The sequence below is a fragment of the Kitasatospora sp. NPDC059408 genome (assembly GCF_042751525.1).
Classification (GTDB): domain Bacteria; phylum Actinomycetota; class Actinomycetes; order Streptomycetales; family Streptomycetaceae; genus Kitasatospora.
In genome coordinates, this window is the sequence record NZ_JBHYWI010000039.1 from 46,802 (window position 1) to 73,774 (window position 26,973).

Genomic DNA, 26,973 nt, shown 5'->3' on the forward strand with positions numbered 1-26,973 from the left:
CGTCGCGGGTGTCCCTCCGGCGCGGTCCGGGTCCGGGTCCCCTGGCTACGCGCACCCGCCGTTCGCGGACACGCACACCAGAGGCCCCGGCTCCACGCTCGGCGCCGGGCGGGCAGGACCTGCGACGGTGCAGGGCTGCGGTGCTCCCCGCATGGTAGTCCGCATGGTGGGATCACGCGCCGCCCGGTGTCAGGCCAGCAACGCCAGGGCGAACAACGAGCCGGTCGCGGCGGTCTCCGCCACGGCGCCGAGCACGTCCCCGGTGATGCCGCCGAAGCGCCGTACGCAGCGGCGGAGCAGCAGCCACGCGCAGCCGACCCCGAGGGCGAGGGCCAGGGGGAGGCGAACGGATGACGAGCCGTCAAACAGGCCGAGAATGGCCAGAAGGAGCGCCGTCGCGGCCGTCGCGGCCAGGGCGGCCGGGGGAGCGACGGTGCTCGCCACCATCGCCCCGAGTCCGCCCGGCCGCGCGGGCGGAACCGACCGCAGGCAGCCCCATGCGAGCGCGCACCGCGCGGCCACCGCGGAGCACACAACCGCCAGCGCCCCGCGCAGCGGCGAGTGCCCGAACTGTCCGGCCAATGCGGCGATCTGGGCGAACAGGGCGAGAAGCAGCACAAGTACGCCGAAGGGCCCGATATCGGACTGCTTCATGATGCGCAGCGCGTCCTCGGCGGGCTTCCCGCTGCCCAGTCCGTCCGCGACGTCCGCGAGCCCGTCCAGGTGCAGCCCCCGGGTGAGCGCCGCGAGCACGCCCACCGCCGTGACCGCCCCGAGCAGCCCGCCCGCCCGCCAGGCGACGAGTGCCCCGGCCCCGGCCGCGATCCCGCCCAGCACGAGCCCCACGGCCGGCGCCAGCACCATGGCCCGCCCCCCGGCCGCCCGGTCCCACCGCTCGACCCGCACCCGCAGGACCGACAGCGTCCCGAACGCGAACCGCAGCCCGTCGCCCCAGCCGGCCCGCTCCACGCCGCACTTCCTAACTGTGTGAGACGGCGGACGGCGGCCCGAAATCCGAGCCGCCGTCCGCCGGTTGTCCGTACCGGTGCGCGCCTACAGCCGCCGCAGCAGGTCCGCCGCCGACGGCAGCCTCGGCTGCTCCTTGGGCGCCGCCGGCACGTACGCGCGCGGCGCCTCGTCCGCGAGCGCGTCCCCGGCGGCCTGGAGAAGCGGCAGCGCCAGCAGCGCGCCGACGCCCTCGCCCATCGTGATCCCCTGCTCCTGCATCGGCGTCAGCGTCAGGCGGTCGTACGCCTTGGCCTGGGCCGGCTCCCCGCTGGACTGCCCGGCGCGCCACCACTCCGGCGCCCGGAAGGCGATCCGCTGCGCGACCAGCGCGCAGGCCGCCGAGACGACCCCGTCCAGCACGACCGGCAGCTTGCGCACGGCGGCCTGGAGCAGGAAGCCGGTGATGGCGGCGAAGTCCGCGCCGCCGGTGGCGCCGAGCAGCGCCAGCTGGTCGCCGAGGACCGGCCGGGCCCGCCGCAGCGAGTCCCGGATGGTCGCGCACTTGACCATCCAGACGCGGTCGTCGATGCCCGAGCCGCGCCCGGTCACCGCGGCGGCGTCCGTCCCGCACAGGGCGCCGATCAGCACCCCGGCGACGGTCGTCGAGCCGACCCCGAGGTCGCCGAGGAGCACCAGGTCCGTCCCGGCGTCGGCCTCCTCGTCGGCGACGGCCATGCCGGCCCGGAAGGCCCGGACGGTCTCCTCGGGCGTGAGGGCGTCCTCGATGTCGATCCGCCCGGAGCCGCGCCGGATCCGGTGGCCGACCACCTCGTCCGGGAAGTCCGCCGGGTCGGTGTCCACCGCGACGTCGACGATCCGCACGTCGGCGCCGTACCGGGAGGCCAGCCGGGCGACCGGCGCGGTGCCGTCGAGCACGGCCCGCACCCGGGCCGCGGTGCCGCCCGCGGCGGGCAGCCGGGACACCCCGAGCGCGGCCACGCCGTGGTCGGCGGCGAACAGCAGCACCTTGGGCGCCGAGACCGGCCGCACCGGGGAGCGCCCCTGCACGGACGACAGCCAGCTGCCCAGCTCCTCCAGCTTGCCGAGCCCGCCGCGCGGCCGGTCGGCCGCCTGCCAGCGTTCGTCGGCGGCCCGCCGGGCGCTCTCGTCGGGGCGCTCGACGAGCGAGGAGAACGTATCGAGATCCACGGTCGTGTCCATCGTCCGAGAGGCTACACGCCGCAGGTGTTCACGCTGCGGCTGGCTTGACCGTCAGAACCTGCCCGGCCACGACCAGCAGCACACGCTGCGAGGCGTCCGCCACGGCCATGTTGAGCCGTCCCAGGGTGTCGCGGAAGCGGCGGCCGGCCGCGGTCGCCGGGACGACGCCCATGCCGACCTCGTTGCTCACGGCGACGACGTGCCGCCCGGTCGCCGCCCAGGCCCGCGCGAGGGCGTCGCACCGCCGCTGCACGGCGGCCTCCGCGCCGCCAGCCCAGGCCGCGTCGTCCCAGGCGCCGCACTCGTCCATCACCGAAGTCAGCCACAGCGCAAGGCAGTCGACGAGCACCGGGGCCGGATCGGCGGTGTCCGCGAGGACCGCCTCCAGGTCGCAGGTCTCGGCGGTGCGCCAGCTCGCCGGGCGCCGCTCGCGGTGCAGGGCGACCCGCTGGGCCCACTCGGCGTCGCCGTCCCGGGTGCCGCCGGTGGCGACGTACAGGACGTCCGCCCGGTCGGCGAGGAGCAGTTCGGCCTTGGTGGACTTGCCGGAGCGCGCACCGCCGAGGAGGAGCGTGCGGGAGGGTTCGGGGTGGGTCGCCATGGTTCCCATCCTGCCGGACCGGGCATACGGAAGATCGTGCCGGGCAGGCTAAGGTGCGCAGCACACTGGCAGGGTCGTCGGCGGGAGGAGCCGGGCATGGTCTGGACGTGGCGGTACGAGAAGGCGGACGGCACCGAGGTGGCGCCGGGCGTCGGGCACGAGGAGTTCGCCGGCCAGGGCGACGCCGAGACCTGGATCGGCGAGACCTGGAAGCAGCTCGCCGAGGACGGTGTCGACAACGCCGTCCTGCTGGACGACGACCGGGTCGTCTACTCGATGAGCCTGCACGAGGACTGACCGGCGCAACCGCCCGTCAGGGGGCGCTACTTGGCCCCGATGACGTGCAGCAGCGCGGCCACCTGCCGGTAGGGGTCGGTGCGCCCGGCGCGGTCCTCGGCCTCCAGCAGCTGGGCCAGCTGGCGCCCGTCCACCGGCGGGGCCGCGTCGTCGGGGGCGTTGTCGGTGAAGACCCGCACGCCGTACCAGTGCTTGAGCGGCACCGACACCTCGGAGAGCGTGACGGACAGGTCGGCGAGCCGGTCGGCGCGGGCGGCCAGTCCGAGCCGGTTGTAGTAGCGGTCGCTCTCGAACGCGTGCAGGGCGGCCCGCCAGTCCCCGGCGGCGGCGGGCCGCAGGGCGAGCGCGTCGCGGTTGCGGACGAGCAGCGAGAGCAGTCCGCCGGGCGCGAGCAGCCGGGCCAGCGAGGCGATCATCGGGTCCGGGTCGGGCAGGTACATCAGGACGCCGTGGCAGAGCACGACGTCGAAGCTGCGCGGGCCGAACCAGCGCCCGCACTGGTGGCCGTCGCCGCTGAGCAGCTGGATCCGCCCGCGGACCTCGGGCGCCTCCTCGGCGAGCGCCCCCTGGGCGACGCCGAGCGCGACCGGGTCGGAGTCGATGCCGGTGACGTAGTGGCCGGCCCGGGCCAGGCGCAGCGCCTGGGTGCCCTGGCCGCAGCCGATGTCGAGGACGCGCTGCGCGGTGCGGCCGGCCAGCTGGTCGGCGAGCTGCCGGCTGACGAGCTCCTGGCGCACGAAGTTGCGCAGTCCGCCGAGCCGGTCCAGCCACGCGGCGGTGCCGCCGGCGAAGGAGCCGCTGCGGGAGGGCAGCCGGCGCTCCTGGCCGGCCCGCTCCTGGCCGAGCCGGTCGTGCCCGCCGTCGCCCTGGCCCGGCAGCGCGTAGAGGCCGGGCCCCTCCCAGGACGGCGGGGCCCAGCCGGAGTCCACCGGTTCGGCGGTCAGGGCCGCTCCCCGCGACGGACCTGCGGCTTGGGCAGCCGCAGCCGGCGCATCTGCAGGATGCGCATCAGGCCGTAGGCGACCGTTCCGCGGGTGTTCTGGCCCGCGAAGCGCTCGCCGAGCTGCTTGCGCAGGCCGAGGCCGAGGCGGACGAAGTCCAGCGCGACCAGCACGAAGAACAGCAGGAACAGCAGGGTGGAGAGCAGCTGCAGGGCCGGCACCTTGACGATGCTGAGGACCAGGATGAGCACGGCCGCGGGGAGGAAGAACTCGGCCAGCGACCAGCGGGCGTCCACGTAGTCGCGGGCGAACTTGCGCACCGCACCCTTGTCGCGCGCGGGCAGGTGGCGCTCGTCACCGTCCATGAGCGCCTGGCGCTGCTTCTCGCGCTCGACCCGCATCCGGTCGCGGGCCTGCTTGGCGGCCTCCTTGCGGTCCTTGGGCACGACCACCCGGGTACGCCGGTTGGCCTCGGCCTCACTGCGCTTGGGCGTGGGCCGGCCCTTCTTGGCCTGCGGGTCGCGGGCCTGGGTCGTCTCGTCCTGCTTCTCCAGCACGGTGGAGGCAGCGGCATCATCTGAACGGCGTCGGAACACACCACCAGCGTACGGGGTGCGGCGGCGCTTCTCGGGGCGGCCTCGGACGCAAACGCGTATCGATCCGCGAGGTGGGAACCCGCCCGGGGTTTTCCGGCCCCTTCCCGTAGGGGATCGGTCGGGTGGAGGATTGGGGGGATGAGAATGGGATCCACCCGGGGGATGAGGAAGAGGCACCCAGCGCTGTAGCAGTCTTGTTGCAGGCAGGTGCACTGCGGCGACGGGCTCGCTGCACATACACTCGTCGTGTCTGGTAACGAGATAGAGACCGCAGGCCGGAGAAGGGGGCACCCGAGGCCCATGAGCGACGGAATCATGAAGCGTATGGGGTTGATCTTCCGCTCCAAGGCGAACAAGGCCTTGGACCGGGCGGAGGATCCCCGTGAGACGCTCGACTACTCCTACCAGAAGCAGCTCGAACTGCTGCAGAAGGTACGGCGTGGCGTCGCGGACGTCGCGACCTCGCGCAAGCGCCTGGAACTCCAGCTGACCCAGCTCCAGCAGCAGTCCGCGAAGTACGAGGACCAGGGCCGCAAGGCGCTGTCGCTCGGCCGCGAGGACCTCGCGCGCGAGGCGCTGACCCGCAAGGCCAACATGCAGTCCCAGATCAACGACCTGGAGGCGCAGTACCAGGCGCTCCAGGCCGAGGAGGAGAAGCTCACGCTCGCCTCCCAGCGGCTGCAGGCCAAGGTGGACGCCTTCCGCACCAAGAAGGAGACCATCAAGGCCACCTACACCGCGGCCCAGGCGCAGACCCGCATCGCCGAGTCCTTCTCCGGGATCTCGGAGGAGATGGGCGACGTCGGCCTGGCGATCCAGCGCGCCGAGGACAAGACCGCGCAGATGCAGGCGCGGGCCGGCGCGATCGACGAGCTGCTGGCCTCCGGCGCGCTCGACGACGCGAGCGGTCTCGGCCGCAAGGACGACATCGAGGCGGAGCTGGAGCGCGTCGCCGGCGGTTCGGACGTCGAGCTGGAGCTGGCCCGCATGAAGGCCGAGCTGTCGGGCGGTCCGGCTGCCGGTCCGGCCGCGATCGAGCAGGGCAAGCCGCAGCAGCAGCCGCACGATGCGCCGCAGGACACCCCGCGCATCAACTACAACAAGTGAGCTGAGCTCCACCCACGAACCAGGGAGACGCACGGCATGATCATGAGGGTCATGGGTGAGGGGCAGTTCGAGGTCGGCGAGGCCCACCTCAACCTGCTCAACGAGCTCGACGCGGAGCTCGTCACCGCGGTCGACTCGGGCGACGAGGAGCTCTTCCGCTCGGCGTACGGCAAGCTGCTGGACGCCGTGAAGCAGTACGGCACCAGGCTGCCGGACGACTCGCTGGAGCCGTCCGAGCTGATCCTGCCGGCCGCGGAGGCGACGATCGACGAGGTCCGCGCGCTGCTGATGGCCGATGACGAGGGCGTCATCCCCGGGTACCCGGAGTAGCCTTCCGCACCGCTTGGCGCCAGACGAAAGGGCGGGCCCCCTCCACTCGGAGGGGGCCCGCCCTTCGTGCGTCCGCCGCTGTTGCGGCAGGGCGAGTGCTACGGCAGGGCGAGCATCCGGTCCAGCGCCGCCTTGGCGTACCGCTCGGTCTCCGGGTCGACGGTGATCACGTTCGGCACCCGGCCCTCGACCAGCGACTCCAGCGCCCAGACGAGGTGCGGCAGGTCGATCCGGTTCATGGTCGAGCAGAAGCAGACCGCGCGGTCCAGGAAGACGATCTCCTTGTCCGGGTGCGCCTTGGCGAGGCGGCGGACGAGGTTCAGTTCGGTGCCGATGGCCCACTTGGAGCCGGGCTCGGCGGCGTCGAGCGCCTTGATGATGTACTCGGTGGAGCCGACCATGTCCGCGGCGGCGACGACCTCGTGCTTGCACTCCGGGTGCACCAGGACGGTGACGCCGGGGATGCGCTCGCGGACGTCGTTCACCGAGTCCAGGCTGAACCGGCCGTGCACCGAGCAGTGGCCGCGCCAGAGGATCATCTTGGCGTCGCGCAGCTGCTCGGCGGTCAGGCCGCCGTTCGGCTTGTGGGGGTTGTACAGGACGCAGTCGTCCAGCGAGAAGCCCATGTCGCGCACCGCGGTGTTGCGGCCGAGGTGCTGGTCGGGCAGGAACAGGACCTTCTGCCCCTGCTCGAAGGCCCACTCCAGGGCGCGCTTGGCGTTGGAGGAGGTGCAGATGGTGCCGCCGTGCTTGCCGGTGAAGGCCTTGATGTCGGCGGAGGAGTTCATGTACGAGACCGGGACGGTCACGTCGGCTATGCCGGCGTCGGTCAGCACGTCCCAGCACTCGGCGACCTGCTCGGCGGTGGCCATGTCGGCCATCGAGCAGCCGGCCGCGAGGTCGGGCAGGACGACCTTCTGGTCGTCGCCGGTGAGGATGTCCGCGGACTCGGCCATGAAGTGCACGCCGCAGAAGACGATGAACTCGGCCTCCGGGCGGGCCGCCGCGTCCCGGGCGAGCTTGAACGAGTCACCGGTGACGTCGGCGAACTCGATCACCTCGTCGCGCTGGTAGTGGTGCCCGAGGATGAAGACGCGCTCGCCCAGCGCGGCCTTGGCCGCCCGGGCGCGCTCGACGAGGTTCGGGTCGGAGGCCGGGGGGAGGTCACCGGGGCACTCGACGCCGCGCTCGCTGTTCGGGTCGGCCTCCCGGCCGAGCAGCAGCAGAGCGAGCGGCGTCGGAGTGGGGTCGACGCCGTAGGTCTCGGTGATGGTGGTGGTCACGGGCGGGTGCCCTTCTGTGCGGCCGATCAAGCGGTGAAGCCTTTTCGTCTATCTGACACTATCTATGATAACCGGTTAGCGTCAGAGTGACGATGGCCATCCTGTCGATGTGACGAGAACCGCTTGCCGGATCGGATGCTTCCGGGCGTGGCCGAATCGGTATCCGGGCGGCTCCGGGTGTGCGCCGAGCGCCGGGGGCCGCACTCGCGAGAAGATCGTGCTGCCGGTGACCTGAACCACGAGTGGCGCCCTGGTGTACGCCTCCCGGTCATCTGTCAGCGGTGAACTCGCTCATGTCATCCGCCAGAATGGATGCCGAACCGTTTCGGCAGACCGGCCACTGCCGTCCCGTCCGCCGATCCCCGCACGACCCGTGGAGCCCCGCACCGATGAGCAGCAGCCGAGCGCACGAGGTGACCGGGGCGGACCTGGACGAGACCGACCGGCTGCTCCTCGCCCGCCTCGGCAGCGACGGCCGTGCCTCCTACGCCGAGATCGGCCTCCAGGTGAACCTCTCGGCCACCGCCGTCCGCCGCCGGATCGACCGGCTGCGGGCGCGCGGGGTGGTCCGCGGCTTCACCGTGGTGCTCGACCCGGCCGTGCTCGGCTGGCAGACCGAGGCCTTCGTCGAGGTGTACTGCCGCGAGCGGACCGCCCCCGAGGAGATCCTCGCGAGCCTGCGCCAGTTCCCCGAGGTGGTCGCCGCCTGGACGGTCACCGGCGACCCGGACGCCCTGGTCCACCTGCGCGCCGCCGATATGCGCCACCTGGAGGCCGTCATCGAGCGCATCCGCCGCGAGCCCGGGGTCCAGCGCAGCCGCTCCTCCGTCGTCCTGTCCCAGCTGATCGGCTGACCCGGACGGCCCTCTCCGGGGCGTACGCAGGAATCCTGCGCGGACCGGCCCGAAGACGCTCGAAACCTGCCTGACCAGCCGCGTTCCGACGCGCGGCCCACCCCCTTCGCTGCCTACGCTGATCACGTCCGGTCAGCGCGGTGAACGCTCCCCGCCCGGCCGGATCCCCCGACCCCACAGCCGAGAGGGACAGCCGTGTCCGCAGCACCCGACCGCATGCACCGGCCCGACAACGACCTGGTCGACCTGGTATTCGACTACATGCGGGAGCGGCTGCAGTACGACCCCGTCCCGCTCGACCACCCCGGCGACGGCGAGCACCTGCGCGCCCAGCTGGCCGGCCTGCTGAACCCCGAGGGCAACAGCCCGGCCGACGTGCTCAAGCTCTACGACCACGAGCTGTCCCGCGCCGTCATCTCCGCCGACAGCCCGCGCTACCTGTCCTTCATCCCGTGCGCCCCCACCAAGGCCGCGCTGCTGTTCGACATGGTCGTCTCCTGCGCCTCCCTCCAGGGCATCTCCTGGCTGGAGGCGGCCGGCGCGATCGCCGCCGAGAACCAGGTGCTGCGGCTGATCGCCGACCGCGCGGGCCTGCCCGAGACGGCCGGCGGCTGCTTCGTCTCCGGCGGCTCGGCGGGCAACCTGTCCGCCCTGGTCGTGGCCCGCGACACCGCGCGCCGCAAGCTCGCCAAGGACGGTCGACCCAGTGGGCCGGAGGCGCGCCTGCGCATAGCCGTCGCCGACCAGGTGCACTCCTCGGTCAAGAACACCTTCAACATCATCGGCGTCGAGGCCTTCAAGGTCCCGACCGTCGACCGGCGGTTCACCGGCGAGGCGCTGCGCGCGGCCCTGGCCGCCGACCCGAACCCCGAGACGGTGATCGCGGTCGTCGGCACCGCCGGCACCACCAACGAGGGCATCGTCGACGACCTCCAGGGCCTCGCCGAGGTCGCCCGCGAGCGCGACATGTGGTTCCACGTGGACGGTGCCTACGGCGGCGCGGGCCTGTTCGCCCCCTCGGTCCGGGCCCGCTACAACGGCATCGAGCACGCCGACTCCTTCGTGGTGGACCCGCACAAGTGGCTGTTCGCCCCGTTCGACTGCGCCGCGCTGATCTACCGCAACCCGCAGCTCGCCCGGGCCGTCCACACCCAGGACGCCTCCTACCTCGACGTCCTGCACACCGAGGGCGACGAGTGGAACCCCACCGACTACGCCTACCACCTGACCCGGCGCGCCCGCGGCCTGCCGCTCTGGTTCTCGCTCGCCGTGCACGGCACCCAGGCGTACACCGACGCCATCGAGACCGGCCTCAAGCTGGCACAGGACACCGCCCGGCTGATCCGCGACACCGAGCACCTGGAGCTGCTGTTCGACCCGCAGCTCTCCGCGGTCTGCTTCAAGCGCACGGGCTGGACCAACGACGACTACTACCGTTGGTCGCAGCAGCTGCTCGCGGACCAGATCGGCTTCGTCACCCCCACCGGCTGGGACGGCGAGACGGTCGCCCGCTTCGCCTTCCTGCACCCGGGCACCACGATGGAGATGGTCCGGGAGATCCTGGACACCATGGCCTGAGCCCCGCACACCTCACCGCGGCCCCGCCGGAGCACCTCCGGCGGGGCCGCGGTGCGCCCACGGGAAGGCCGCTACAGGAAGGCCCCGTTCGGCAGGTACGGCGCCGGCGGCCGCATCCCGTGCAGGCCGACGTAGCCCCCGGGCTCCGGGCTGAGCCCCACCTCCAGGCCGACGTCCAGCGCCCACTCCTGCTCGGCGGTGAGGAAGTCCACCCGCGCCCGCACCCCCTCCGGCACCCGGGCCAGCGCCTCGCGCAGCAGCCGGGCGGCGATCCGCTTGGAGGTGGCGGCCAGCAGCTTCACCTCGCCGCCGTCGCGGTAGCAGTAGCCGCTGCCGGCCAGCGCGTCGGCGATCAGCAGCTCCTCGAAGTGGCCGAGCATCAGCTCGTGGTCCGGCCCGTGCGCCGAGCCGCGCAGGCGCCGGTCCACCGAGTCCAGCAGGTGCAGGTGGGTCGCGTTGCCGCGGTGCACCGGGATGTCCCCGGGGTCGACCAGGCCGGCCCGGTCCACCCGGCCGTCCAGCCGCATCGCCGGGTGCAGCGTGAACCCGGCCAGCCGGTAGCGGCGGGCCGCCGCCGCGGACTGCGGCACGCACACCATCCCGCGCAGGCACCCGCGCCCGTGGGCCGCCGCCCGCTCCAGCAGCAGCCGCCCGACGCCCTTGCCCTGCGCGTGCGGCCGGACGGCGAACAGGGACGGCATCCACAGCCCCTCCCGGCGCATCGACAGCACCACGCCGACCGCCTCCCCGGCGCTCTCGGCGAGCCAGCAGCCCGACGGATCCGTGCGGGCCAGGTGTCTGGTGCGCGCCGACTGGACCGGCGTCGGTGCCGCGCCCGGGGTCCCGGGCCCGGAGGCGGCGGACGAGGCGAGGGCGATCTCCTGGACGGCCTCCGCGTCGGCGGCGGTGTCCCTGACCTGGCGCAGGATCATGCCCACCATCCTGGCGTCCGCGGCGCCGCCGCGAGGCCGCTTCGCCCGGATCGGGGGCTCGGGCGGTGCCCGCTCCATCCGGGTTGTGCGAGCATGGGAACCGTAGGGGACGCGGGTGGCACACCCGGCCCACGGAAAATCCGCCGCCGAGAGGCCGCAAAACCACAGCCGTCAGGGAAATGAATCCGGACGGCCTTTGGTTGGCACTGGCGGCAGACCGTTCTCAAAGACCGGGAGAAAGCAGATGACCGTCCAGGACGAGACCACCGTAGAGAGTGGCATCCTCCTCACCGATGCCGCCGCGGGCAAGGTCAAGGCCCTGCTGGAGCAGGAAGGCCGCGACGACCTCGCGCTGCGTGTCGCCGTCCAGCCCGGTGGCTGCTCCGGCCTGCGTTACCAGCTGTTCTTCGACGAGCGCTCGCTCGACGGCGACGTCGTCAAGGACTTCGGCGGTGTGAAGGTCGTCACCGACCGGATGAGCGCCCCGTACCTGGGCGGCGCCACCGTCGACTTCGTCGACACCATCGAGAAGCAGGGCTTCACGATCGACAACCCGAACGCCACGGGCTCCTGCGCCTGCGGCGACTCGTTCAGCTAGGCCCCGGCGGCTCAGCGCTCGAACGACTGACGAAGGCGGCCCCGGGGAGCACCCCGGGGCCGCCTTCGTCGTGCCCGCGTCCGGCTGCTTCTCCCGTTACTTCGCGGCACCGTCCGGCGAGACCGGGTCCGGGCCCATGTGCGGGTCCGCCTCCAGCGGGAGCGCGTTGCCGGTGGACAGGTCGTTCACCGTCCGCCCCGCCAGCGGCGCGCGCAGGTCGGCCGTCACCGTCTGCCGCTTGGCCAGCTCGCTGCACACCTGCCCGGACTTCACCGGCGCCGCCACGACGACCTTGACGTCCACCTGGCCCGGGCGCGACTCGTCCGCCTTCAGCGCGTACTGCTGGCACACCCCGCCGTAGAAGTACACGGTCAGCTTGTTGCTGCCGTCCACCCGGTAGGTGACCGCCGGACGCGCCGCCGGCGACGGCCCGTTCGGGTTCGGCTCGCCGACCGCGATGCCGGGTCCCGGGGGAGTGGCCCCCGTCGGCTGCGCCGGGGTCGGCGGCACCGAGCCCGGGGTCGTCCCGGCCGGTGGCGGAGCCGTGGCCGACGAGGCCGGCCCGCCGGAGGCGCCTGCGGTGGGCGCGCCCGCGGACGCGCCGGCCGACGCGCCGTCGGACGGCACCGGCGCCACCGGGGAGCCCGTCGCCGTCGCCGCGGCCGTCGCCGTGGCCGCCGCCTCCGAGGACGACTTGCCGTCCCCGTTGCACCCGGCCACCGTCACCGCCGCCGCCAGCACCAGACCCGCCAGCGCCACCGCCCGCCGACCGCGCGGCATCCTCTCCTGCTCCATGTGCACATCCTCCCGAGGGCTCAGCGGTGCCGCCTCCGGGGCCGCTCCGCGCGGATGTGACGTGGCCCGGACGGATCCGGTTCCGTCCGGGCCCCAGGAAGCCTCAGTTGCCGTACTCGGCCATCCCCGCGACCAGCCGCTGGGCGCCGGACGGCACCCGGAAGCCGGCGAGCGAGGGGGCGCTCGGCTGGGGGCCGGCCGCCAGCAGTGGCCAGAACCGGCGCAGCCGCCGGGAGGAGTCCACCAGGGCGTCGAGCGTCTCGCCGTCCGCGTCGCCGCGCAGCACGGGGAGCGAGGAAGGGCTGGGCATCATCGGGCACCGCTCCGATCCGGGTCGTGCCGCGGCCGCACTGCCGCGGTCACCGGGGCCGGCCGGTCCGGCGCGCCCCTGCGGCCAACCTAGGACCACGTTCTTCCCGCCCACCAGTGCTACTCGGAGGTAGTACACGTTCGCCCGCAGCCGGTGCCATTTCCGGCACTCGTGGGACCTCGTGGCGCCCGCCCGGTACCGTGAACGGGTTAACAACCCCGCTCGCCCATGGCCCTGCCGCCATCCTGAGGAGACCTCCCGTGCGCATCGCCGTCGCCGGCTCGATCGCTACCGACCACCTGATGACGTTCCCCGGCCGGTTCGCCGACCAGCTGGTCGCCGAGCAGCTCCACACCGTGTCGCTGTCCTTCCTGGTCGACACCCTGGACATCCGCCGCGGGGGCGTCGCCCCGAACATCGCGTTCGGCATGGGCGTGCTCGGGCTGAACCCCATCCTCGTCGGCGCGGCCGGGGCGGACTTCGCCGAGTACCGCAGCTGGCTGGAGCGCAACAACGTGGACTGCCGGTCCGTCCACATCTCCGAGACCCGCCACACCGCCCGGTTCATGTGCACCACCGACGAGGACCACAACCAGATCGCCTCGTTCTACACCGGCGCCATGGCCGAGGCCCGCAGCATCGAGCTGAAGCCGATCGCGGACCGCGTCGGCGGCCTGGACCTCGTCCTGATCGGCGCGGACGACCCGCAGGCGATGGTCCGCCACACCCAGGAGTGCCGCACCCGCGGCTACGCCTTCGCGGCCGACCCCTCCCAGCAGCTGGCCCGCCTGGAGGGCGACGACATCCGCGAGATCGTCGACGGCGCCGCGTACCTGTTCACCAACGAGTACGAGGCCGCGCTGATCGAGAGCAAGACCGGCTGGGACGCCGACGAGATCCTCGGCCGGGTCGGCACCCGGATCACCACCCTCGGCAGCAAGGGCGTGCGCATCGAGCGCAAGGGCGAGCCCGCCATCCTGGTCGGCTGCGCCCCCGAGGAGACCAAGGCCGACCCGACCGGCGTCGGCGACGCCTTCCGGGCCGGCTTCCTCACCGGCCTCTCCTGGGACCTGGAGCTGGAGCGCGCCGCCCAGCTCGGCTGCATGCTCGCCACCCTGGTGATCGAGACCGTCGGCACCCAGGAGTACGAGCTGCGCCCGGCCGCCTTCCTGAAGCGCTTCGAGAACGCCTACGGCGCCGACGCCGCCGCGGACGTCCGCTCGCACCTGGTCAAGTAGTCCGCCGCACCAGGTAGGCCGAGCCCCGGTCGCCGCCGTAGTCGGCGGCCGGGGCCTCGCCCGCGTACTCCTGGCCGCGCATCCCGCACCAGGCCGGGATGTCGAGGCGGGCCGCCTCGTCGTCCGCCAGCACGGCGACCGTGCCGCCCACCGGCACCTCGCCGATCCGCTTGGCCAGCTCGATCACCGGCAGCGGGCAGCGCTTGCCGAGCGCGTCGATCACTGTGACTCGCCCGCTCGCCTCCGGGCGCGCCCTCCGGCTGTCCGGTGCCGAAACTCCTCGCTCCCCCGCTCCTTCGCTCTCGGCACCGGCCCGCCCTTCGGCTCGGGGCGGTGTCCCCACGGCCGGCTCCGGCGCCGGCAGGTCCAGCCCGAGCGGCGCCCGGACGCCGGCCACCAGCTCCGGCAGGACGGTCAGGAACCGCTCGACGTCCGCCTCGGCCGTCCCGTACGGCAGCGAGACCCGGACGTTCCCCTCGGTGAGCACCCCCATCGCGGCCAGCACGTGGCTGGGCGTCAGCGTGGACGAGGTGCACGACGAGCCGGAGGAGACGGCGAAACCGGCCCGGTCCAGCTCGGTCAGCAGCACCTCGCCGTCCACGTACAGGCAGGAGAAGGTGACGATGTGCGGCAGTCGCCGCACCGGGTCGCCGACCACCTCGACCTCGGGCACCAGCTGCGGCACCCGGCTGCGGATCCGCTCCACCAGCGCGTGCAGCCGGGCGTTCTCCCGCTCGGCCTCGGCCCGCACGGCCCGCAGCGAGGCGGCGGCCGCCACGATCGCCGGGACGTTGACGAAGCCGGGCACCCGGCCGCCCTCGCGCTCGTCGGCCGGCAGCGGCGAGGCGTACCGGACGCCCTTGCGCACCGCCAGCACCCCGACCCCGGGCGGCCCGCCCCACTTGTGCGCGCTCGCGGCCAGCAGCGACCACCCGGCGGGCACGCCGACCCGGCCGGCGCTCTGGGCGGCGTCGACCAGCAGCGGGACCCCGGCCTCGCGGCAGAGCCCGGCGACCTCCTCGACCGGCTGGACCGTCCCCACCTCGTGGTTGGCGCTCTGCAGCGCGGCCAGCGCGGTGTCCTCCCGGAGCAGCCCGGCGAAGCCGTCCGCGGCGACCCGGCCGGCCCGGTCCACCGGCGCCACCGAGACGGATCCGCCGGCCGCCTCGTGCTTCTCGGCGACGTGCAGCACGCTGGAGTGCTCCACCGCCGAGTGCACCAGGTGCCCGCCGCGCCGCCGGTTCCCGGCCAGCGCGCCCAGCATGCCGAGCTGGACGGCCTGCGTGCCGCTCGCGGTGAAGGAGATCTCGTCGGCCCGGGCGCCGAGCACCTCGGCGACCGTCTCGCGGGAGGCGTCCAGCAGCATCCGGGCCTGCCGTCCGGACCGGTACAGTCGCGCCGGATCGGCCCACCCCTCGTCCAGCGCGGCGGTCAGGGCCTGCCGCGCGACGGGGTGGAGCGGCGCCGTCGAAGCCACGTCGAAGTACACGGTCACATTTAACGACACGCCGGGCCGCTCCGGAGCCCGGCGCAGGTGCTCACCGCCCGTCAGTCGATCATCCCGAATGTCCGCTTCGTCCGCGTCCGACGGACCGTCACCCACGTTGCGGGAGGTCATCCCCCGATCGGGGGTACGGACCTCGAATGCCTGCGGTGACCTGCGGCGCAGCCCCTGCCGGGCCTGATCGGGCGACCGGGCGGCGCGTTACCGGGGGCTGCCCGTCAGGAGCGCATAAGGCTGGAGTAGGGTTTGGCCCGCATAAGCATTCAAACCGTGCCCGTGGACGGGTCGCCGGGGAGGGCAGTCCTCCTCGGGGCGACGCGAAGGCGGGCGAGACTTCGGGAAGGCGCTACGTGAGTCCCAACGGCTCCGACCGCTCGCCGCGGCGCACGATGCGGCGGAAGCTGCCTCAGGCGCTGGCACTGGGCCTCGTCATCGCGACCGCCACCGGCTGCTCGGCCAACGACCTCCCCAGGCTTGGCCTCCCGAGCCCCGTCACCAAGGAAGGACCCATGGTCCTTCAGATGTGGCAGGGCTCCTGGATCGCGGCGCTGGTGGTCGGCGTACTGATGTGGGGTCTGATCATCTGGAGCGTGATCTTCCACCGGCGCAGCCGCACCGGCGTGGAGATCCCCCCGCAGACCCGGTACAACGTGCCCATCGAGGCGCTCTACACCGCGGTCCCCATCATCATCGTCTCGGTGCTCTTCTACTTCGTCGCCCGCGACGAGAACAAGCTGACCGCCGTCTCCGCGAAGCCGCAGCACTACGTCAACGTGGTCGGTTTCCAGTGGAGCTGGGCGTTCAACTACGAGAACACCGAGAACCCCGACCCGGCCAACAAGGACGCCGCGTACGAGGTGGGCACCCCCAAGGACGCGCCCACGCTGTGGCTGCCGGTCAACGAGACGGTCCAGTTCCGTCTCACCTCGCGTGACGTCATCCACGACTTCTGGCCCGTCAACTTCATGATGAAGATGGACGTCGTGCCGGGCGTGGTGAACAAGTTCGAGGTCACGCCGACCGTCAAGGGCGAGTACAGGGGCAAGTGTGCCGAGCTCTGCGGCACCGACCACTCGCGCATGCTGTTCAACGTCAAGGTCGTCGACCGAGCCGACTACGACAAGCACCTGGCTGACCTCCGGGCCAAGGGCCAGGCCGGCGCGGTGCCCTCGGGCGTCATCTCCATGGGAAGTGAAGAGAAGTGACCATCCTCAACGAGCCCGCCGCGGCCGGCGGGGGCGCCGAGGCCGTCACGGTCGGGGCGCAGCGGACCCGCAAGCCGGGTGCGACCATCATCAAGTGGCTCACGACCACTGACCACAAGACGATCGGCACCCTGTACCTGGGCACGTCGTTCGCCTTCTTCCTGATCGGTGGCATCCTCGCCCTGGTCATGCGTGCCGAGCTGGCTCGTCCCGGGACCCAGATCCTGTCGAACGAGCAGTTCAACCAGGCGTTCACGATGCACGGCACGATCATGCTGCTGATGTTCGCGACCCCGCTGTTCGCGGGCTTCGCGAACTGGATCATGCCGCTCCAGATCGGCGCACCGGACGTGGCCTTCCCGCGTCTGAACATGTTCGCGTACTGGCTGTACCTGTTCGGCTCGACCATCGCGGTCGCCGGCTTCCTCACCCCGAACGGCGCCGCGAGCTTCGGCTGGTTCGCCTACTCGCCGCTGTCGGACGCCGTGCACTCGCCGGGCGTCGGCGGCGACATGTGGATCATGGGTCTGGCCTTCTCCGGCTTCGGCACGATCCTCGGTGCGGTCAACTTCATCACCACGATCATCTGCATGCGCGCTCCGGGCATGACGATGTTCCGCATGTCGATCTTCGTGTGGAACGTCCTGCTGACCGCGGTGCTGGTCCTGCTGGCCTTCCCGGTGCTGGCCGCCGCGCTGTTCGCCCTGGAGGCGGACCGCAAGTTCGGTGCGCACGTCTTCGACCCGACCAACGGCGGTGCGCTGCTCTGGCAGCACCTGTTCTGGTTCTTCGGTCACCCCGAGGTGTACATCATCGCGCTGCCGTTCTTCGGCATCGTGTCGGAGATCATCCCGGTCTTCAGCCGCAAGCCGATGTTCGGCTACTCCGGCCTGATCGCGGCCACCATCGCGATCGCCGGTCTGTCCGTGACGGTGTGGGCGCACCACATGTACGTCACCGGACAGGTGCTGCTGCCGTTCTTCTCCTTCATGACCTTCCTGATCGCGGTCCCGACCGGTGTGAAGTTCTTCAACTGGGTCGGCACCATGTGGAAGGGCTCGCTGAGCTTCGAGACCCCGATGCTCTGGACGGTCGGCTTCCTGGTCACCTTCCTCTTCGGCGGTCTGACCGGCGTCCTGCTGGCCTCCCCGCCGATCGACTTCCACGTCTCGGACTCGTACTTCGTCGTCGCCCACTTCCACTACGTGGTCTTCGGCACCGTCGTCTTCGCGATGTTCGCCGGCTTCCACTTCTGGTGGCCGAAGATGACCGGCAAGATGCTGGACGAGCGCCTCGGCAAGATCACCTTCTGGACGCTGTTCTTCGGCTTCCACACCACCTTCCTGGTGCAGCACTGGCTCGGCGCGGAGGGCATGCCCCGCCGCTACGCCGACTACCTGGCCTCGGACGGCTTCACCACGCTGAACACCGTCTCGACCATCGGCTCGTTCGTGCTCGGCATGTCGATCCTGCCGTTCCTGTACAACGTCTGGAAGACGGCCAAGTACGGCGAGAAGGTCGAGGTCGACGACCCGTGGGGCTACGGCCGTTCGCTGGAGTGGGCGACCTCCTGCCCGCCGCCGCGGCACAACTTCCTCACCCTCCCGCGGATCCGCTCCGAATCCCCGGCCTTCGACCTCCACCACCCGGAGATCGCCGCGCTGGACTACCTGGAGAACCACGGTGAGGAGGCCAAGCACCTCGCTGGCGTGACCCCGGCGAAGTACGACGCCCCGCAGCTGGGCAAGGGCAAGAAGGACGGCGACGCCTGATGAAGGAACAGGGAAAGATCTTCCTCGGCCTGGCGGTCTTCGTCCTGGCGATGGCGATCACCTACGGCCTGTGGACGACCCACTCGGACCACGGCGTCGAGGCCGCCGGCACGACGGCGCTGTTCCTGGCCTTCGCGCTGTGCGCCTTCATCGGGTACTACCTCGCCTTCACCGCCCGCCGGGTGGACAGCGGCGCGGGTGACAACCCCGAGGCCGAGGTCGCGGACGACGCCGGTGAGCTGGGCTTCTTCGCCCCGCACAGCTGGCAGCCGCTCTCGCTGGCCATCGGCGGCTCGCTGGCCTTCATGGGCGTGATCTTCGGCTGGTGGCTGCTGTTCTGGTCGATCCCGATCATCCTGATCGGTCTGTTCGGCTGGGTCTTCGAGTTCTACCGGGGCGAGAACCAGAACCAGTAGGTTCCGCCGCACCGGCAGGGGCCGGACCTCCCACACGGGAGGTCCGGCCCCTGTTGCGTCCCCGGGGTGAGCCCCTCACTCACCCGGGTGAACGCGGGGTCGCTCGGATGTCGCTCCACGGCAAGGCGTTCCTACGATCTGATCAATCGTGCGAACCCCCGGAGGCGGTCATGGCCGACAGGCGCGGAATAGCGGGTCTCGGCGGCATCTCGCTGGCCCTCGCAGTACTGACCCCGCTCGCCGCCTGCTCGGCCGGTGGTGACGACGATCGCACCGGCCCGCACAAGGTCGACGCGGCGCGGCTGGTCCACCTCTCGGCCGAGGGCAAGGTCGACCCGGCCCAGTCGGTCACCGTGACCGCCGTCGCCGGCAGCAGGCTGACCGACGTCACCGTGGTCGGCCCGGACGGCCGGGTGGTGGCCGGCAGGCTCGCGGACGACCAGCGCAGCTGGCAGACGACCGGCCGGCTGAAGGCCTCGGCGTCGTACAGCGTCCGGATCGCGGCGGACGACGGCAGGGGCGGGCGCGGCGAGACCACCCAGGACTTCAGCACCCTCGCCGCCCAGCGCCTGCTGACCGCGAAGCTCGGCCCGGACTCCTCCGGCAGCGGCGTGTACGGGGTCGGCCAGCCGCTGACCGTGCAGCTCTCCGAGGCCGTCAAGGACCCGCAGGCCCGGCAGGAGGTCGAGCAGGCCCTGACGGTCAGCTCCCAGCCCGCCGTCACCGGCGCGTGGTACTGGGTGGACGACAAGAACCTGCACTTCCGCCCGGAGGAGTACTGGCCCGTCGGCACCACCGTCGGCCTGGCCTTCGACGGCACCGGCACCCGGATCGCCGACGGCCTGTACGGCGGCGACCGCAGCAGCCTGAAGCTGCGGATCGGGGCCCGGGTCGAGTCGGTGATCGACGCCGCCGCCCACGAGCTCACCCTGAAGCGCGACGGCGAGGTGATCCGGACCATCCCGGTGACCACCGGCAAGCCCGGCTTCGACACCCGCAACGGCGTCAAGGTGGTGCTCGGCCAGGAGCGCTCGGTGCGGATGAACGGCGAGACGATCGGCATATCCGCGGGCAGCTCGGAGGCCTACGACCTCAACGTCGAGTGGGCCACCCGGGTGACGTGGAGCGGCGAGTACGTCCACGCGGCGCCGTGGTCGGTCGGCTCGCAGGGCTACGAGAACGTCAGCCACGGCTGCACCGGGATGAGCACCGACAACGCGAAGTGGTTCTACGACAACACCCGGGTGGGGGACCTGGTGACGGTGGTCAACAGCCACGGCGCCACGATGGAGCCGTTCGGCAACGGCTTCGGGGACTGGAACGTGTCCTGGGCGGACTGGGTCAAGCACAGCTCCCTCGGGAAGCCCTTCAGCACCACCGTCGCGGCCTCCCAGGCCCCCGCCACGGGGATGATCCGCCCGGAGGTCTGAGCGGCCCTCCGCAGGCCCTCCGCAGGTCCTCCCGGCCCTCCCGGCCCTCCCGGCCCTCCCGGTCCTCCTGGTCCTCCCTAGTCCTCCGGGAACGCGACCCGCAGCGCGGTGTCCACCGCCGCCAGGGCGTCCCCGCGCGACAGCCCGAGCCGGCGCACCCGTTCGGCGTACTCGGTGGCCGCCTCGGCGGCCAGCCGGTGCGCGGTGTCGCCGGTGGACGCGATCAGCGTGCCGCGCCGGCCGTGCGTCTCCACGACGCCGTCGGCCTCCAGCTCCCGGTAGGCGCGGGCGACCGTCCCGGCGGACAGTTCCAGCTCCTCGGCCAGCGCCCGGACGGTGGGCAGCCGCAGCCCGGTGGGCAGTTCGCCCGAGCGGGCCAGCTCGGCGATCCGGGCGCGGATCTGCTCGTACGGGGGAGTGGCGGAGGCGGGGTCGACGGACAGCTGCACGATGGGCTCCTGAGGGTGCCTGGGGGCTGGGGAGACGGCAAAGCCCGAGGGCCGCCGACCAGAAGAACTCTGGTCAGCGGCCCTCGGGTGTGGCGCTGCGGTGCGGACGGGATCAGTGGTGGCCGTGGCCGCTGGTGATCTCGTGGTGCTCCTCGGCGGTGGGCTTGGGGATCTGGCTGCCCTCGCCGTAGAAGCCGCGGGACAGCTTGGCCCGGGTGCGGGTGAAGACGCCGGCCTTGGCGGCCACGCCGTTCTCGTCCGTCTGGGCCGGCAGCTGGACCGGCTGGTTCTGCTCGTGCGCGGTGAGCTTGAACAGCTCCTTCTGCGGCAGCTGGGCGTGCACCTCGACGAACTCGCCGTGCGGCAGGCGCTTGATGACGCCGGTCTCGCGGCCGTGCAGCACCTTCTCCTTGTCACGGCGCTGGAGGCCGAGGCACCAGCGCTTGGTGACGATGAAGGTGATGACCGGCACCACGAAGAAGCCGGCGCGCACGAAGTAGGTGATCGAGTTCAGCGACAGGTGGAAGTGCGTGGCGAACAGGTCGTTGCCACCACCGATCAGCAGGACCAGGTAGAGGCTGATCCACGCGGCGCCCAGGGCGGTGCGGACCGGGGCGTTGCGCGGGCGGTCCAGGATGTGGTGCTCGCGCTTGTCGCCGGTGATCCAGCCCTCGATGAACGGGTAGACCGCGATCGCGACCAGGACCAGCGGGAAGATCATCAGCGGGACGAACACGCCCAGGTTCAGGGTGTGGCCCCACAGGCTGATCTCCCAGCCCGGCATGACGCGGATCAGGCCCTCGGAGAAGCCCATGTACCAGTCCGGCTGGGCGTCGGTCGACACCTGGTCGGGGCGGTACGGGCCGTACGCCCAGATCGGGTTGATCGACGCGATCGCCGAGATGGCGGCGATGATGCCGAACACCAGGAAGAAGAAGCCACCGGCCTTGGCCATGTAGACCGGCATCAGCGGCATGCCGACGACGTTCTTCTCGGTCTTGCCCGGGCCCGCCCACTGGGTGTGCTTGTGGTAGAAGACCAGGATCAGGTGAGCCACCAGCAGGCCGAGCATGATGCCCGGGATCAGCAGCACGTGGATCGTGAAGAACCGCGGGATGATGTCGGTGCCGGGGAACTCGCCCCCGTACAGGAACATCTGGATGTAGGTGCCCACCAGCGGGACGGCGAGGATCGCGCCTTCCATGAAGCGGATACCGGTGCCCGACAGCAGGTCGTCCGGGAGCGAGTAGCCGAAGAAGCCGTCGAACATGCCCAGGACCAGCAGCAGGAAGCCGAAGACCCAGTTGATCTCACGCGGCTTGCGGAACGCACCGGTGAAGAACACGCGCATCATGTGCACGAGCATCGCCGCCACGAAGACCAGGGCGGCCCAGTGGTGGATCTGGCGGATCAGCAGACCGCCGCGGACCTCGAAGCTGATGTTCACGGTCGACGCGTACGCCTCGGACATGCCGATGCCCTTGAGGGGCACGTACGAGCCGTTGTAGACGACCTCGGCCATCGACGGCTTGAAGAACAGCGTCAGGTACACGCCCGTCAGGATGATGATGACGAACGAGTAGAGGCAGATCTCGCCCAGCATGAAGGACCAGTGGTCCGGGAAGATCTTGCGCAGGTTGGCCTTGGCGAGGGAGTAGATCCCCAGCCGGCCGTCCGTCCAGTCAGCCGCGGCCTCCCACTTGTTGGCGGGGTTGGCGCGCGTGCTGGTGGGCTTGGCGGCACCGGAGGTGGTGCTGCTCGCGCTACTCATCGAGCACGCTCCCAGTAGCTCGGGCCGACAGGCTCTTCGAAGTCGCCGGTGGCGACCAGGTGACCCTGTTCGTCAGTGGTGATCTTCAGCTGCGGCAGGGGGTGGCCGGCCGGGCCGAAGATGACGCGCGCGCCGTCCGACAGGTCGAAGGTCGACTGGTGGCACGGGCAGAGCGCGTGGTGGGTCTGCTGCTCGTAGAGGCTGATCGGGCAGCCGACGTGGGTGCAGATCTTCGAGTAGGCGAGGATGCCCTCGAAGCCCTTCTCCCGGGACTTGTCGTCCTTGATGTCGTCCGGCGCGATGCGCACCAGCATCAGGGCGTCCTTGGCGATGGCCTGCTGGAAGTCCTCGTCGTGGACGTGCAGCCCCTCGGGCATGGCGAAGGTCAGCGAGCCGATGACGATGTCGTCGGCCTTCATCGGCAGGTTGGTGCTCATGTTGATGAGCTGCAGCGGCTTGGCCGGAGTCGCCTCCTTCCAGCCCGTCTCCTTCAGCTTCTTCTCGGGCAGCGGCCCGAGGTCGCGGAGCAGGACCACGCCGGAGAGCGGGACCAGCGCCATCGAGCCGATGAGGGTGTTGCGGATCATCTTCCGACGACCGAAGCCGGACTCGGCGGCACCGGTCTTGAACTGGTCGATGACGTCCGCGCGGACCTCGTCGTCGGCCTCGATCGGGTGACGCTCGGCCGGCAGCTCGACGTCCGACATCAGGGTGCGGGCCCAGTGGACCGCGCCCGCGCCGATCAGGAACAGCGCGACGCCCAGGGTCAGGCCGAGCGCGAAGTTCAGCGCGCTGACGTGACCGAGCGGGAAGATGTAGACGATCTTGTCGGGGTCGATGCCCACGTACGACGCGATGAAGCCGATGGTGGCGATCATCGAGATCACGAACATCAGCGACACCTGGCGCTCGGCGCGCTTGGCGGCCCGCTCGTCGATGTCGGTGCGACGGGGCTCGTGGGCCGGCAGGCCCGGGTCGGCGAACGGGTCGCCGTGCTCGGCGACCTCGCCGGCGGAGCCGTGGTGCTCCGGAAGCTTCTCTTCTGACATGTCGTGGCTCATGACTTCTTGGCCTTGGGGGTGTGGGCGGCGACCCAGATCGCGACCGCGATGAGCACGCCGAGACCGAAGATCCAGCCGAACAGGCCCTCGGTCACCGGACCGAGGCTGCCGAGCGTGAGACCGCCGGGGTTGGGCTCATCGTTGGTGGTGTGGCGGACGAAGGCCACGATCTGCTTCTTCTGCTCCTCGGGCATGGTGGTGTCCGGGAACGACGGCATGTTCTGCGGGCCGGTCTGCATGGCCTCGTAGATGTGCTTGGCGTCCACGCCCTCCAGCGACGGCGCGTACTTGCCCTTGGTCAGGGCACCACCCTGGCCGGCGAAGTTGTGGCACTGGGCGCAGTTGGTGCGGAACAGCTCGCCACCCTTGGAGATGTCCTCGGGGTTGGTCGAGGTGTACTGCTCCTGGGTCGGCGTCACCGGGCCGGGGCCGAGCGAGGCCACGAAGGCGGCGAGCTGGTCGATCTCGGCCTGCGAGTAGATGTTCTTCTTGCGCGGGACCTGCGAGCCGGGCTGCTGGGCCGGCATGCGGCCGGTGGCGACCTGGAAGTCGACGGCGGCGGAACCGACGCCGACCAGGCTCGGGCCGTCGCTGCTGCCCTCGCCGTTCAGGCCGTGGCAGGAGGAGCAGCCGACGGCGAAGAGCTTCTTACCCTCGTCGATCGCGAGCGACTGCGCGGCGACGTCGGCCTGCGCCTTGCCGGCGGGCGCGAACACGGCGTACAGCCCCCCGGTTGCCGCCAGGGCGAGAAGTAGGACGACCAGCGCCGCCAATGGGTGGCGCCGTCGTGCGGAGAGCTTTTTCACGGAATAACCCCGGTGTCAGGATCTGGTCGACTGGTGGGTGCACCCGGCTGCCGGTCTGGCCGGCACGAGGCGGCCCGGCTAGGGCTGCGCGCGCGGTCGGTCGGTGGGAGCGTCGGCACCGGCAGAAGCGGCCCTGCGCCGGTGAGGGCGGGGGCCGCAGCCGGTGGCCAGCGACCTGATCAGCTGGTTACTTGATCAGGTAGATGGTCGCGAACAGGCCGATCCACACGACGTCGACGAAGTGCCAGTAGTACGACACCACGATGGCGGCGGTGGCCTGCTCGTGCGTGAAGCGCTTGGCTGCGTACGTCCGTCCCAGGACCAGCAGGAAGGCGATCAGACCACCCGTCACGTGCAGACCGTGGAAGCCGGTGGTCAGGTAGAACACCGTGCCGTACGGGTCGGAGGACAGCGAGAGGCCGTCCTTCTTGACCAGCTCGGTGTACTCGAAGATCTGACCGCCGATGAAGATCGCGCCCATCACGAAGGTGATGACGAACCACGAGCGGAGCTTCTTCACGTCCCCGCGCTCGGCGGCGAACACGCCGAGCTGGCAGGTCAGCGAGGAGAGCACCAGGATCGTGGTGTTGACCGAGGAGAAGGGCACGTTGAGGGCGTGCGCCTTCTCGGTCCAGAACTCCGGCCCCTTGACGGAGCGGAGCGTGAAGTACATCGCGAAGAGGGCCGCGAAGAACATCAACTCGGAACTGAGCCAGACGATCGTTCCGACGCTGACCATGTTCGGCCGGTTGACCGATCCGTGCGCGTGCCCGGTTTCTACTGCTGTTGCTGTCGCCACGACGGACATTATGTCGGTCCCTTATTCCGTCTTCACGCCGGGGGGTCTCCCTCGGAGTGTCCGGTGCGTGCGGTATGCCCGCTTGGGGGGCACCCAGGTGCCCGGACGGTACCTGAGCAGCGGCGTGTCCCTTTTCTGACGGTTCCTCGGAGGGCCCTTGGACCCCGTTGCCCAGCGTGTCGATGCACGGTCGGCGCAGTGCCCGGAGGTAGGGGAGCGGGCCCGGCTGTCGGCCGTCCGGGTGGACTGCGCGTGCCCGGGTGACGGGGCGTCCTCCGGGCGGGTGAGCCCCGGGCGCGGCGCCTTGAGGAGGAACGCGCGCGGGGGAGGGCTCGGCCGGGGGTGATCCGGAGTAGCATCCGGGTCAGGCGAACGTGGTCCGGATCACACTTGAGGGAGCAGGGTCAATGGCGTACACGACCGATGAGACGCTCACCGTCCTCGTCTACAGCGACGACCGCAACACCCGCGAGCAGGTGCTGACGGCGCTCGGCCGCCGGCCCGCCGAGGATCTGCCGGAGCTGTCCTACCTGGAGTGCGCGACCACCCCCGCGGTGCTGCGGGCGCTGGAGAAGGGCGGCGTCGACCTCTGCATCCTGGACGGCGAGGCGGTGCCGGCCGGCGGGCTCGGACTCGGGCGCCAGCTCAAGGACGAGATCTACGGCTGCCCGCCGGTGCTGGTGCTGATCGGCCGGCCGCAGGACTCCTGGCTGGCCGCCTGGAGCCGGGCCGACGCGGCGATCTCGCGCCCGGTCGACCCGGTCGCGCTGGCCGGGGCGGTGGCCACGCTGCTGCGGGCGCGCCTGGCCAAGCGGGCCCCCGCGACGCGCTGAGCGGCGCCGTCTCAGTACTAGAGAAGACAGGGCCGGAGGTACCCCGCCGCTCGATAGGCTGACTCCATCCGTACGGACGTCCCCCCTGGGGGAACCGACAACAGCTGGAGTCAGCCATGGTGAACGTGAACCCTGCGAACGGTGGTACCGACCCCGCGCAGGTGGTCCGCACCTGGCCGGACCTCCTGGCGGCGCTGTTGAAGGGGGAGGACCTCGACCGCTCGGCCACCGCGTGGGCGATGGACCGGATCATGAGCGGCGAGGCGTCCCCCGTCCAGGTCGCCGGGTTCATGGTGGCGCTGCGGGCCAAGGGCGAGACGGTCGACGAGATCAGCGGCCTGGTGGACGCGATGTACGCGCACGCCGAGCCGCTGGACATCCCGGGCCCGGCGGTGGACATCGTCGGCACCGGCGGCGACCGCGCCAAGACCGTCAACATCTCCACGATGTCCGCGATCGTCGCGGCGGCCGCCGGTGCCAAGGTGGTCAAGCACGGCAACCGGGCGTCCTCCTCGGCGAGCGGGTCGTCGGACGTGCTGGAGAAGCTCGGCATCGCCCTGGACCTGTCGGCCCGGCGGGTCGCCGAGGTGGCCGAGGAGGTCGGGCTCACCTTCTGCTTCGCGGCGAAGTTCCACCCGTCGATGCGGCACGCCGCCACCGCCCGGCGCGACCTCGGGGTGCCGACCGCGTTCAACATCCTCGGCCCGCTGACCAACCCGGCGAAGGTCACCGCGCACGCCGTCGGCTGCTTCGACACCCGGCTCGCCGGGCTGATCGCGGGCGTCCTCGCCCGGCGCGGCTCCACGGCGCTGGTCTTCCGCGGCGACGACGGCCTGGACGAGCTGACCGTCACCACGACGTCGCAGGTGTGGATCGTGCGGGACGGCATCGTCACCGAGACCGCCTTCGACCCGCGGGACGTCGGCATCGAGCTCGTCGGCATCGAGGCGCTCCGCGGGGCGGACGCCTCCTACAACGCCGAGGTCGCGCGCCGGCTGCTGGCCGGGGAGCGCGGGCCGGTGCGGGACGCCGTCCTGCTCAACACGGCGGCGGCGCTGGTGGCGCTGGACCTGACGGACGCGCCGCTCGCCGAGCAACTGGCGGCCGGCATGGAGCGGGCCGCGGCGGCCGTGGACTCGGGCGCGGCGCAGGAGCTGCTGCGGCGCTGGTCGGAGGCCACCGGCCGGGACTGACAAGCGAGTTGAGGGGCCCGTGGCAGTTCGTCGCCGCGGGCCCCTTCGGCTGTCCGGATGGTGGATGCCTGTTTGACCACCGGGCGGACGCGACCTAGAGTCCTG

General features: G+C 71.7%; 28 protein-coding genes. 13 read left to right on the top strand and 15 right to left on the bottom strand.

The genetic code is table 11. From position 1 onward, the window contains the following. Positions 1–189 precede the first annotated feature (189 nt). From ACFXDE_RS24870 to cobU, 3 genes are all read right to left on the bottom strand, one after another. Positions 190–969: an adenosylcobinamide-GDP ribazoletransferase gene (locus ACFXDE_RS24870; protein ID WP_380496978.1), complete on the bottom strand. Its 780-nt coding sequence runs from the start codon at positions 967–969 to the stop codon at positions 190–192. 84 nt (positions 970–1,053) lie between these two features. Next, positions 1,054–2,169, bottom strand: a complete 1,116-nt coding sequence (locus ACFXDE_RS24875) for a nicotinate-nucleotide--dimethylbenzimidazole phosphoribosyltransferase (protein WP_380437650.1) — start codon at positions 2,167–2,169, stop codon at positions 1,054–1,056. A 28-nt stretch (positions 2,170–2,197) separates the two neighbouring features. After that, positions 2,198–2,770, bottom strand: coding sequence for a bifunctional adenosylcobinamide kinase/adenosylcobinamide-phosphate guanylyltransferase (gene cobU / locus ACFXDE_RS24880; protein ID WP_380437652.1), 573 nt, complete (start codon positions 2,768–2,770; stop codon positions 2,198–2,200). Positions 2,771–2,866: 96 nt separating this feature from the next. Here cobU and ACFXDE_RS24885 point away from each other — a divergent pair, with 96 nt between their 5' ends. Beyond that, positions 2,867–3,067, top strand: a complete 201-nt coding sequence (locus ACFXDE_RS24885) for a hypothetical protein (protein WP_359967816.1) — start codon at positions 2,867–2,869, stop codon at positions 3,065–3,067. Positions 3,068–3,093: 26 nt separating this feature from the next. Here the strand turns inward: ACFXDE_RS24885 and ACFXDE_RS24890 are convergent, their stop codons facing one another. Both ACFXDE_RS24890 and ACFXDE_RS24895 read right to left on the bottom strand, forming a co-directional pair. Beyond that, a complete protein-coding gene (locus tag ACFXDE_RS24890; RefSeq protein ID WP_380437764.1) occupies positions 3,094–3,804 on the bottom strand; it encodes a class I SAM-dependent methyltransferase in 711 nt (236 codons plus the stop codon). A 203-nt stretch (positions 3,805–4,007) separates the two neighbouring features. Beyond that, entirely contained in the window at positions 4,008–4,604 is a 597-nt protein-coding gene (locus tag ACFXDE_RS24895; RefSeq protein ID WP_380437654.1) for a DUF3043 domain-containing protein, read from the bottom strand. Positions 4,605–4,904: 300 nt separating this feature from the next. Between ACFXDE_RS24895 and ACFXDE_RS24900 the strand changes: the two genes are divergently transcribed. Beyond that, on the top strand, positions 4,905–5,711 hold the full coding sequence (locus tag ACFXDE_RS24900; protein WP_380437655.1) for a PspA/IM30 family protein: 807 nt from the start codon (positions 4,905–4,907) through the stop codon (positions 5,709–5,711). Between the two features lie 36 nt (positions 5,712–5,747). Continuing rightward, positions 5,748–6,041: a hypothetical protein gene (locus ACFXDE_RS24905; RefSeq protein ID WP_363652151.1), complete on the top strand. Its 294-nt coding sequence runs from the start codon at positions 5,748–5,750 to the stop codon at positions 6,039–6,041. A gap of 98 nt (positions 6,042–6,139) precedes the next feature. Here the strand turns inward: ACFXDE_RS24905 and nadA are convergent, their stop codons facing one another. Beyond that, positions 6,140–7,324 (bottom strand): quinolinate synthase NadA, encoded by a 1,185-nt coding sequence (nadA, locus tag ACFXDE_RS24910; RefSeq protein ID WP_380437657.1) that lies wholly within the window; start codon positions 7,322–7,324, stop codon positions 6,140–6,142. A 389-nt stretch (positions 7,325–7,713) separates the two neighbouring features. Here nadA and ACFXDE_RS24915 point away from each other — a divergent pair, with 389 nt between their 5' ends. Together ACFXDE_RS24915 and ACFXDE_RS24920 are read left to right on the top strand one after the other, a co-directional pair. Then, positions 7,714–8,178, top strand: coding sequence for an Lrp/AsnC family transcriptional regulator (locus ACFXDE_RS24915; RefSeq protein ID WP_359967830.1), 465 nt, complete (start codon positions 7,714–7,716; stop codon positions 8,176–8,178). A 195-nt stretch (positions 8,179–8,373) separates the two neighbouring features. Further along, the gene (locus ACFXDE_RS24920; RefSeq protein WP_380496979.1) at positions 8,374–9,756 is read left to right on the top strand and encodes a pyridoxal phosphate-dependent decarboxylase family protein; all 1,383 of its coding nucleotides are present in this window, start codon (positions 8,374–8,376) and stop codon (positions 9,754–9,756) included. Positions 9,757–9,827: 71 nt separating this feature from the next. Here ACFXDE_RS24920 and ACFXDE_RS24925 read toward each other — a convergent pair whose 3' ends face one another. Continuing rightward, on the bottom strand, positions 9,828–10,688 hold the full coding sequence (locus ACFXDE_RS24925; RefSeq protein ID WP_380437661.1) for a GNAT family N-acetyltransferase: 861 nt from the start codon (positions 10,686–10,688) through the stop codon (positions 9,828–9,830). Between the two features lie 244 nt (positions 10,689–10,932). On the opposite strand from ACFXDE_RS24925, the gene ACFXDE_RS24930 reads away from it, so the two are divergent. Further along, positions 10,933–11,286 (top strand): HesB/IscA family protein, encoded by a 354-nt coding sequence (locus ACFXDE_RS24930; RefSeq protein ID WP_380437663.1) that lies wholly within the window; start codon positions 10,933–10,935, stop codon positions 11,284–11,286. Positions 11,287–11,382: 96 nt separating this feature from the next. Here the strand turns inward: ACFXDE_RS24930 and ACFXDE_RS24935 are convergent, their stop codons facing one another. Next, the gene (locus ACFXDE_RS24935; protein ID WP_380496980.1) at positions 11,383–12,081 is read right to left on the bottom strand and encodes a hypothetical protein; all 699 of its coding nucleotides are present in this window, start codon (positions 12,079–12,081) and stop codon (positions 11,383–11,385) included. Between the two features lie 103 nt (positions 12,082–12,184). After that, positions 12,185–12,394, bottom strand: a complete 210-nt coding sequence (locus tag ACFXDE_RS24940; protein WP_380437667.1) for a hypothetical protein — start codon at positions 12,392–12,394, stop codon at positions 12,185–12,187. Between the two features lie 257 nt (positions 12,395–12,651). Between ACFXDE_RS24940 and ACFXDE_RS24945 the strand changes: the two genes are divergently transcribed. Next, positions 12,652–13,629, top strand: coding sequence for a carbohydrate kinase family protein (locus ACFXDE_RS24945; protein ID WP_380437669.1), 978 nt, complete (start codon positions 12,652–12,654; stop codon positions 13,627–13,629). Here the strand turns inward: ACFXDE_RS24945 and ACFXDE_RS24950 are convergent. Further along, a complete protein-coding gene (locus tag ACFXDE_RS24950) occupies positions 13,622–15,118 on the bottom strand; it encodes a cysteine desulfurase/sulfurtransferase TusA family protein (RefSeq protein ID WP_380496981.1) in 1,497 nt (498 codons plus the stop codon). The genes ACFXDE_RS24945 and ACFXDE_RS24950 overlap by 8 nt on opposite strands. Before the next feature lie 365 nt (positions 15,119–15,483). On the opposite strand from ACFXDE_RS24950, the gene coxB reads away from it, so the two are divergent. The 4 genes from coxB (at position 15,484) to ACFXDE_RS24970 (ending at position 19,956) form a co-directional block, all read left to right on the top strand. Then, positions 15,484–16,338: a cytochrome c oxidase subunit II gene (gene coxB, locus ACFXDE_RS24955; RefSeq protein ID WP_380437673.1), complete on the top strand. Its 855-nt coding sequence runs from the start codon at positions 15,484–15,486 to the stop codon at positions 16,336–16,338. Next, entirely contained in the window at positions 16,335–18,110 is a 1,776-nt protein-coding gene (ctaD, locus tag ACFXDE_RS24960) for a cytochrome c oxidase subunit I (RefSeq protein WP_380437675.1), read from the top strand. The genes coxB and ctaD overlap by 4 nt, the downstream gene beginning before the upstream one ends. Next, entirely contained in the window at positions 18,110–18,526 is a 417-nt protein-coding gene (locus tag ACFXDE_RS24965) for a cytochrome c oxidase subunit 4 (protein WP_380437677.1), read from the top strand. The genes ctaD and ACFXDE_RS24965 overlap by 1 nt, the downstream gene beginning before the upstream one ends. 170 nt (positions 18,527–18,696) lie before the next feature. Continuing rightward, on the top strand, positions 18,697–19,956 hold the full coding sequence (locus ACFXDE_RS24970; protein WP_380496982.1) for an Ig-like domain-containing protein: 1,260 nt from the start codon (positions 18,697–18,699) through the stop codon (positions 19,954–19,956). A gap of 77 nt (positions 19,957–20,033) precedes the next feature. On the opposite strand, the gene ACFXDE_RS24975 is transcribed toward ACFXDE_RS24970, so the two are convergent. From ACFXDE_RS24975 to ACFXDE_RS24995, 5 genes are all read right to left on the bottom strand, one after another. Continuing rightward, a complete protein-coding gene (locus tag ACFXDE_RS24975; protein WP_380437681.1) occupies positions 20,034–20,405 on the bottom strand; it encodes a GntR family transcriptional regulator in 372 nt (123 codons plus the stop codon). A 112-nt stretch (positions 20,406–20,517) separates the two neighbouring features. Further along, entirely contained in the window at positions 20,518–22,176 is a 1,659-nt protein-coding gene (locus ACFXDE_RS24980; protein WP_380496984.1) for a cytochrome bc complex cytochrome b subunit, read from the bottom strand. After that, complete coding sequence (locus ACFXDE_RS24985; protein ID WP_380496985.1) at positions 22,173–23,225, bottom strand: Rieske 2Fe-2S domain-containing protein; 1,053 nt, start codon at positions 23,223–23,225, stop codon at positions 22,173–22,175. The genes ACFXDE_RS24980 and ACFXDE_RS24985 overlap by 4 nt, the downstream gene beginning before the upstream one ends. Before the next feature lie 8 nt (positions 23,226–23,233). Further along, the gene (locus ACFXDE_RS24990) at positions 23,234–24,043 is read right to left on the bottom strand and encodes a c-type cytochrome (protein ID WP_380447432.1); all 810 of its coding nucleotides are present in this window, start codon (positions 24,041–24,043) and stop codon (positions 23,234–23,236) included. A 187-nt stretch (positions 24,044–24,230) separates the two neighbouring features. Next, positions 24,231–24,851, bottom strand: coding sequence for a heme-copper oxidase subunit III (locus tag ACFXDE_RS24995; protein WP_030301107.1), 621 nt, complete (start codon positions 24,849–24,851; stop codon positions 24,231–24,233). A gap of 398 nt (positions 24,852–25,249) precedes the next feature. On the opposite strand from ACFXDE_RS24995, the gene ACFXDE_RS25000 reads away from it, so the two are divergent. Beyond that, positions 25,250–25,675 (top strand): hypothetical protein, encoded by a 426-nt coding sequence (locus ACFXDE_RS25000; protein ID WP_359967869.1) that lies wholly within the window; start codon positions 25,250–25,252, stop codon positions 25,673–25,675. Between the two features lie 116 nt (positions 25,676–25,791). Beyond that, on the top strand, positions 25,792–26,868 hold the full coding sequence (gene trpD / locus ACFXDE_RS25005) for an anthranilate phosphoribosyltransferase (protein WP_380496986.1): 1,077 nt from the start codon (positions 25,792–25,794) through the stop codon (positions 26,866–26,868). The last annotated feature ends 105 nt before the right edge of the window (positions 26,869–26,973 follow it).

What these genes read in the sequence shown, in the direction of transcription:
- ACFXDE_RS24875 (WP_380437650.1), bottom strand. Translation starts at nt 2,169, where the DNA reads ATGGACACGACCGTGGATCTCGATACGTTCTCCTCGCTCGTCGAGCGC.
- cobU (WP_380437652.1), bottom strand. Translation starts at nt 2,770, where the DNA reads ATGGCGACCCACCCCGAACCCTCCCGCACGCTCCTCCTCGGCGGTGCG.
- ACFXDE_RS24885 (WP_359967816.1), top strand. Translation starts at nt 2,867, where the DNA reads ATGGTCTGGACGTGGCGGTACGAGAAGGCGGACGGCACCGAGGTGGCG.
- ACFXDE_RS24900 (WP_380437655.1), top strand. Translation starts at nt 4,905, where the DNA reads ATGAGCGACGGAATCATGAAGCGTATGGGGTTGATCTTCCGCTCCAAG.
- ACFXDE_RS24905 (WP_363652151.1), top strand. Translation starts at nt 5,748, where the DNA reads ATGATCATGAGGGTCATGGGTGAGGGGCAGTTCGAGGTCGGCGAGGCC.
- ACFXDE_RS24915 (WP_359967830.1), top strand. Translation starts at nt 7,714, where the DNA reads ATGAGCAGCAGCCGAGCGCACGAGGTGACCGGGGCGGACCTGGACGAG.
- ACFXDE_RS24925 (WP_380437661.1), bottom strand. Translation starts at nt 10,688, where the DNA reads ATGATCCTGCGCCAGGTCAGGGACACCGCCGCCGACGCGGAGGCCGTC.
- ACFXDE_RS24930 (WP_380437663.1), top strand. Translation starts at nt 10,933, where the DNA reads ATGACCGTCCAGGACGAGACCACCGTAGAGAGTGGCATCCTCCTCACC.
- ACFXDE_RS24935 (WP_380496980.1), bottom strand. Translation starts at nt 12,081, where the DNA reads ATGGAGCAGGAGAGGATGCCGCGCGGTCGGCGGGCGGTGGCGCTGGCG.
- ACFXDE_RS24940 (WP_380437667.1), bottom strand. Translation starts at nt 12,394, where the DNA reads ATGATGCCCAGCCCTTCCTCGCTCCCCGTGCTGCGCGGCGACGCGGAC.
- ACFXDE_RS24965 (WP_380437677.1), top strand. Translation starts at nt 18,110, where the DNA reads ATGAAGGAACAGGGAAAGATCTTCCTCGGCCTGGCGGTCTTCGTCCTG.
- ACFXDE_RS24970 (WP_380496982.1), top strand. Translation starts at nt 18,697, where the DNA reads ATGGCCGACAGGCGCGGAATAGCGGGTCTCGGCGGCATCTCGCTGGCC.
- ACFXDE_RS24980 (WP_380496984.1), bottom strand. Translation starts at nt 22,176, where the DNA reads ATGAGTAGCGCGAGCAGCACCACCTCCGGTGCCGCCAAGCCCACCAGC.
- ACFXDE_RS24985 (WP_380496985.1), bottom strand. Translation starts at nt 23,225, where the DNA reads ATGTCAGAAGAGAAGCTTCCGGAGCACCACGGCTCCGCCGGCGAGGTC.
- ACFXDE_RS24995 (WP_030301107.1), bottom strand. Translation starts at nt 24,851, where the DNA reads ATGTCCGTCGTGGCGACAGCAACAGCAGTAGAAACCGGGCACGCGCAC.
- ACFXDE_RS25000 (WP_359967869.1), top strand. Translation starts at nt 25,250, where the DNA reads ATGGCGTACACGACCGATGAGACGCTCACCGTCCTCGTCTACAGCGAC.
- trpD (WP_380496986.1), top strand. Translation starts at nt 25,792, where the DNA reads ATGGTGAACGTGAACCCTGCGAACGGTGGTACCGACCCCGCGCAGGTG.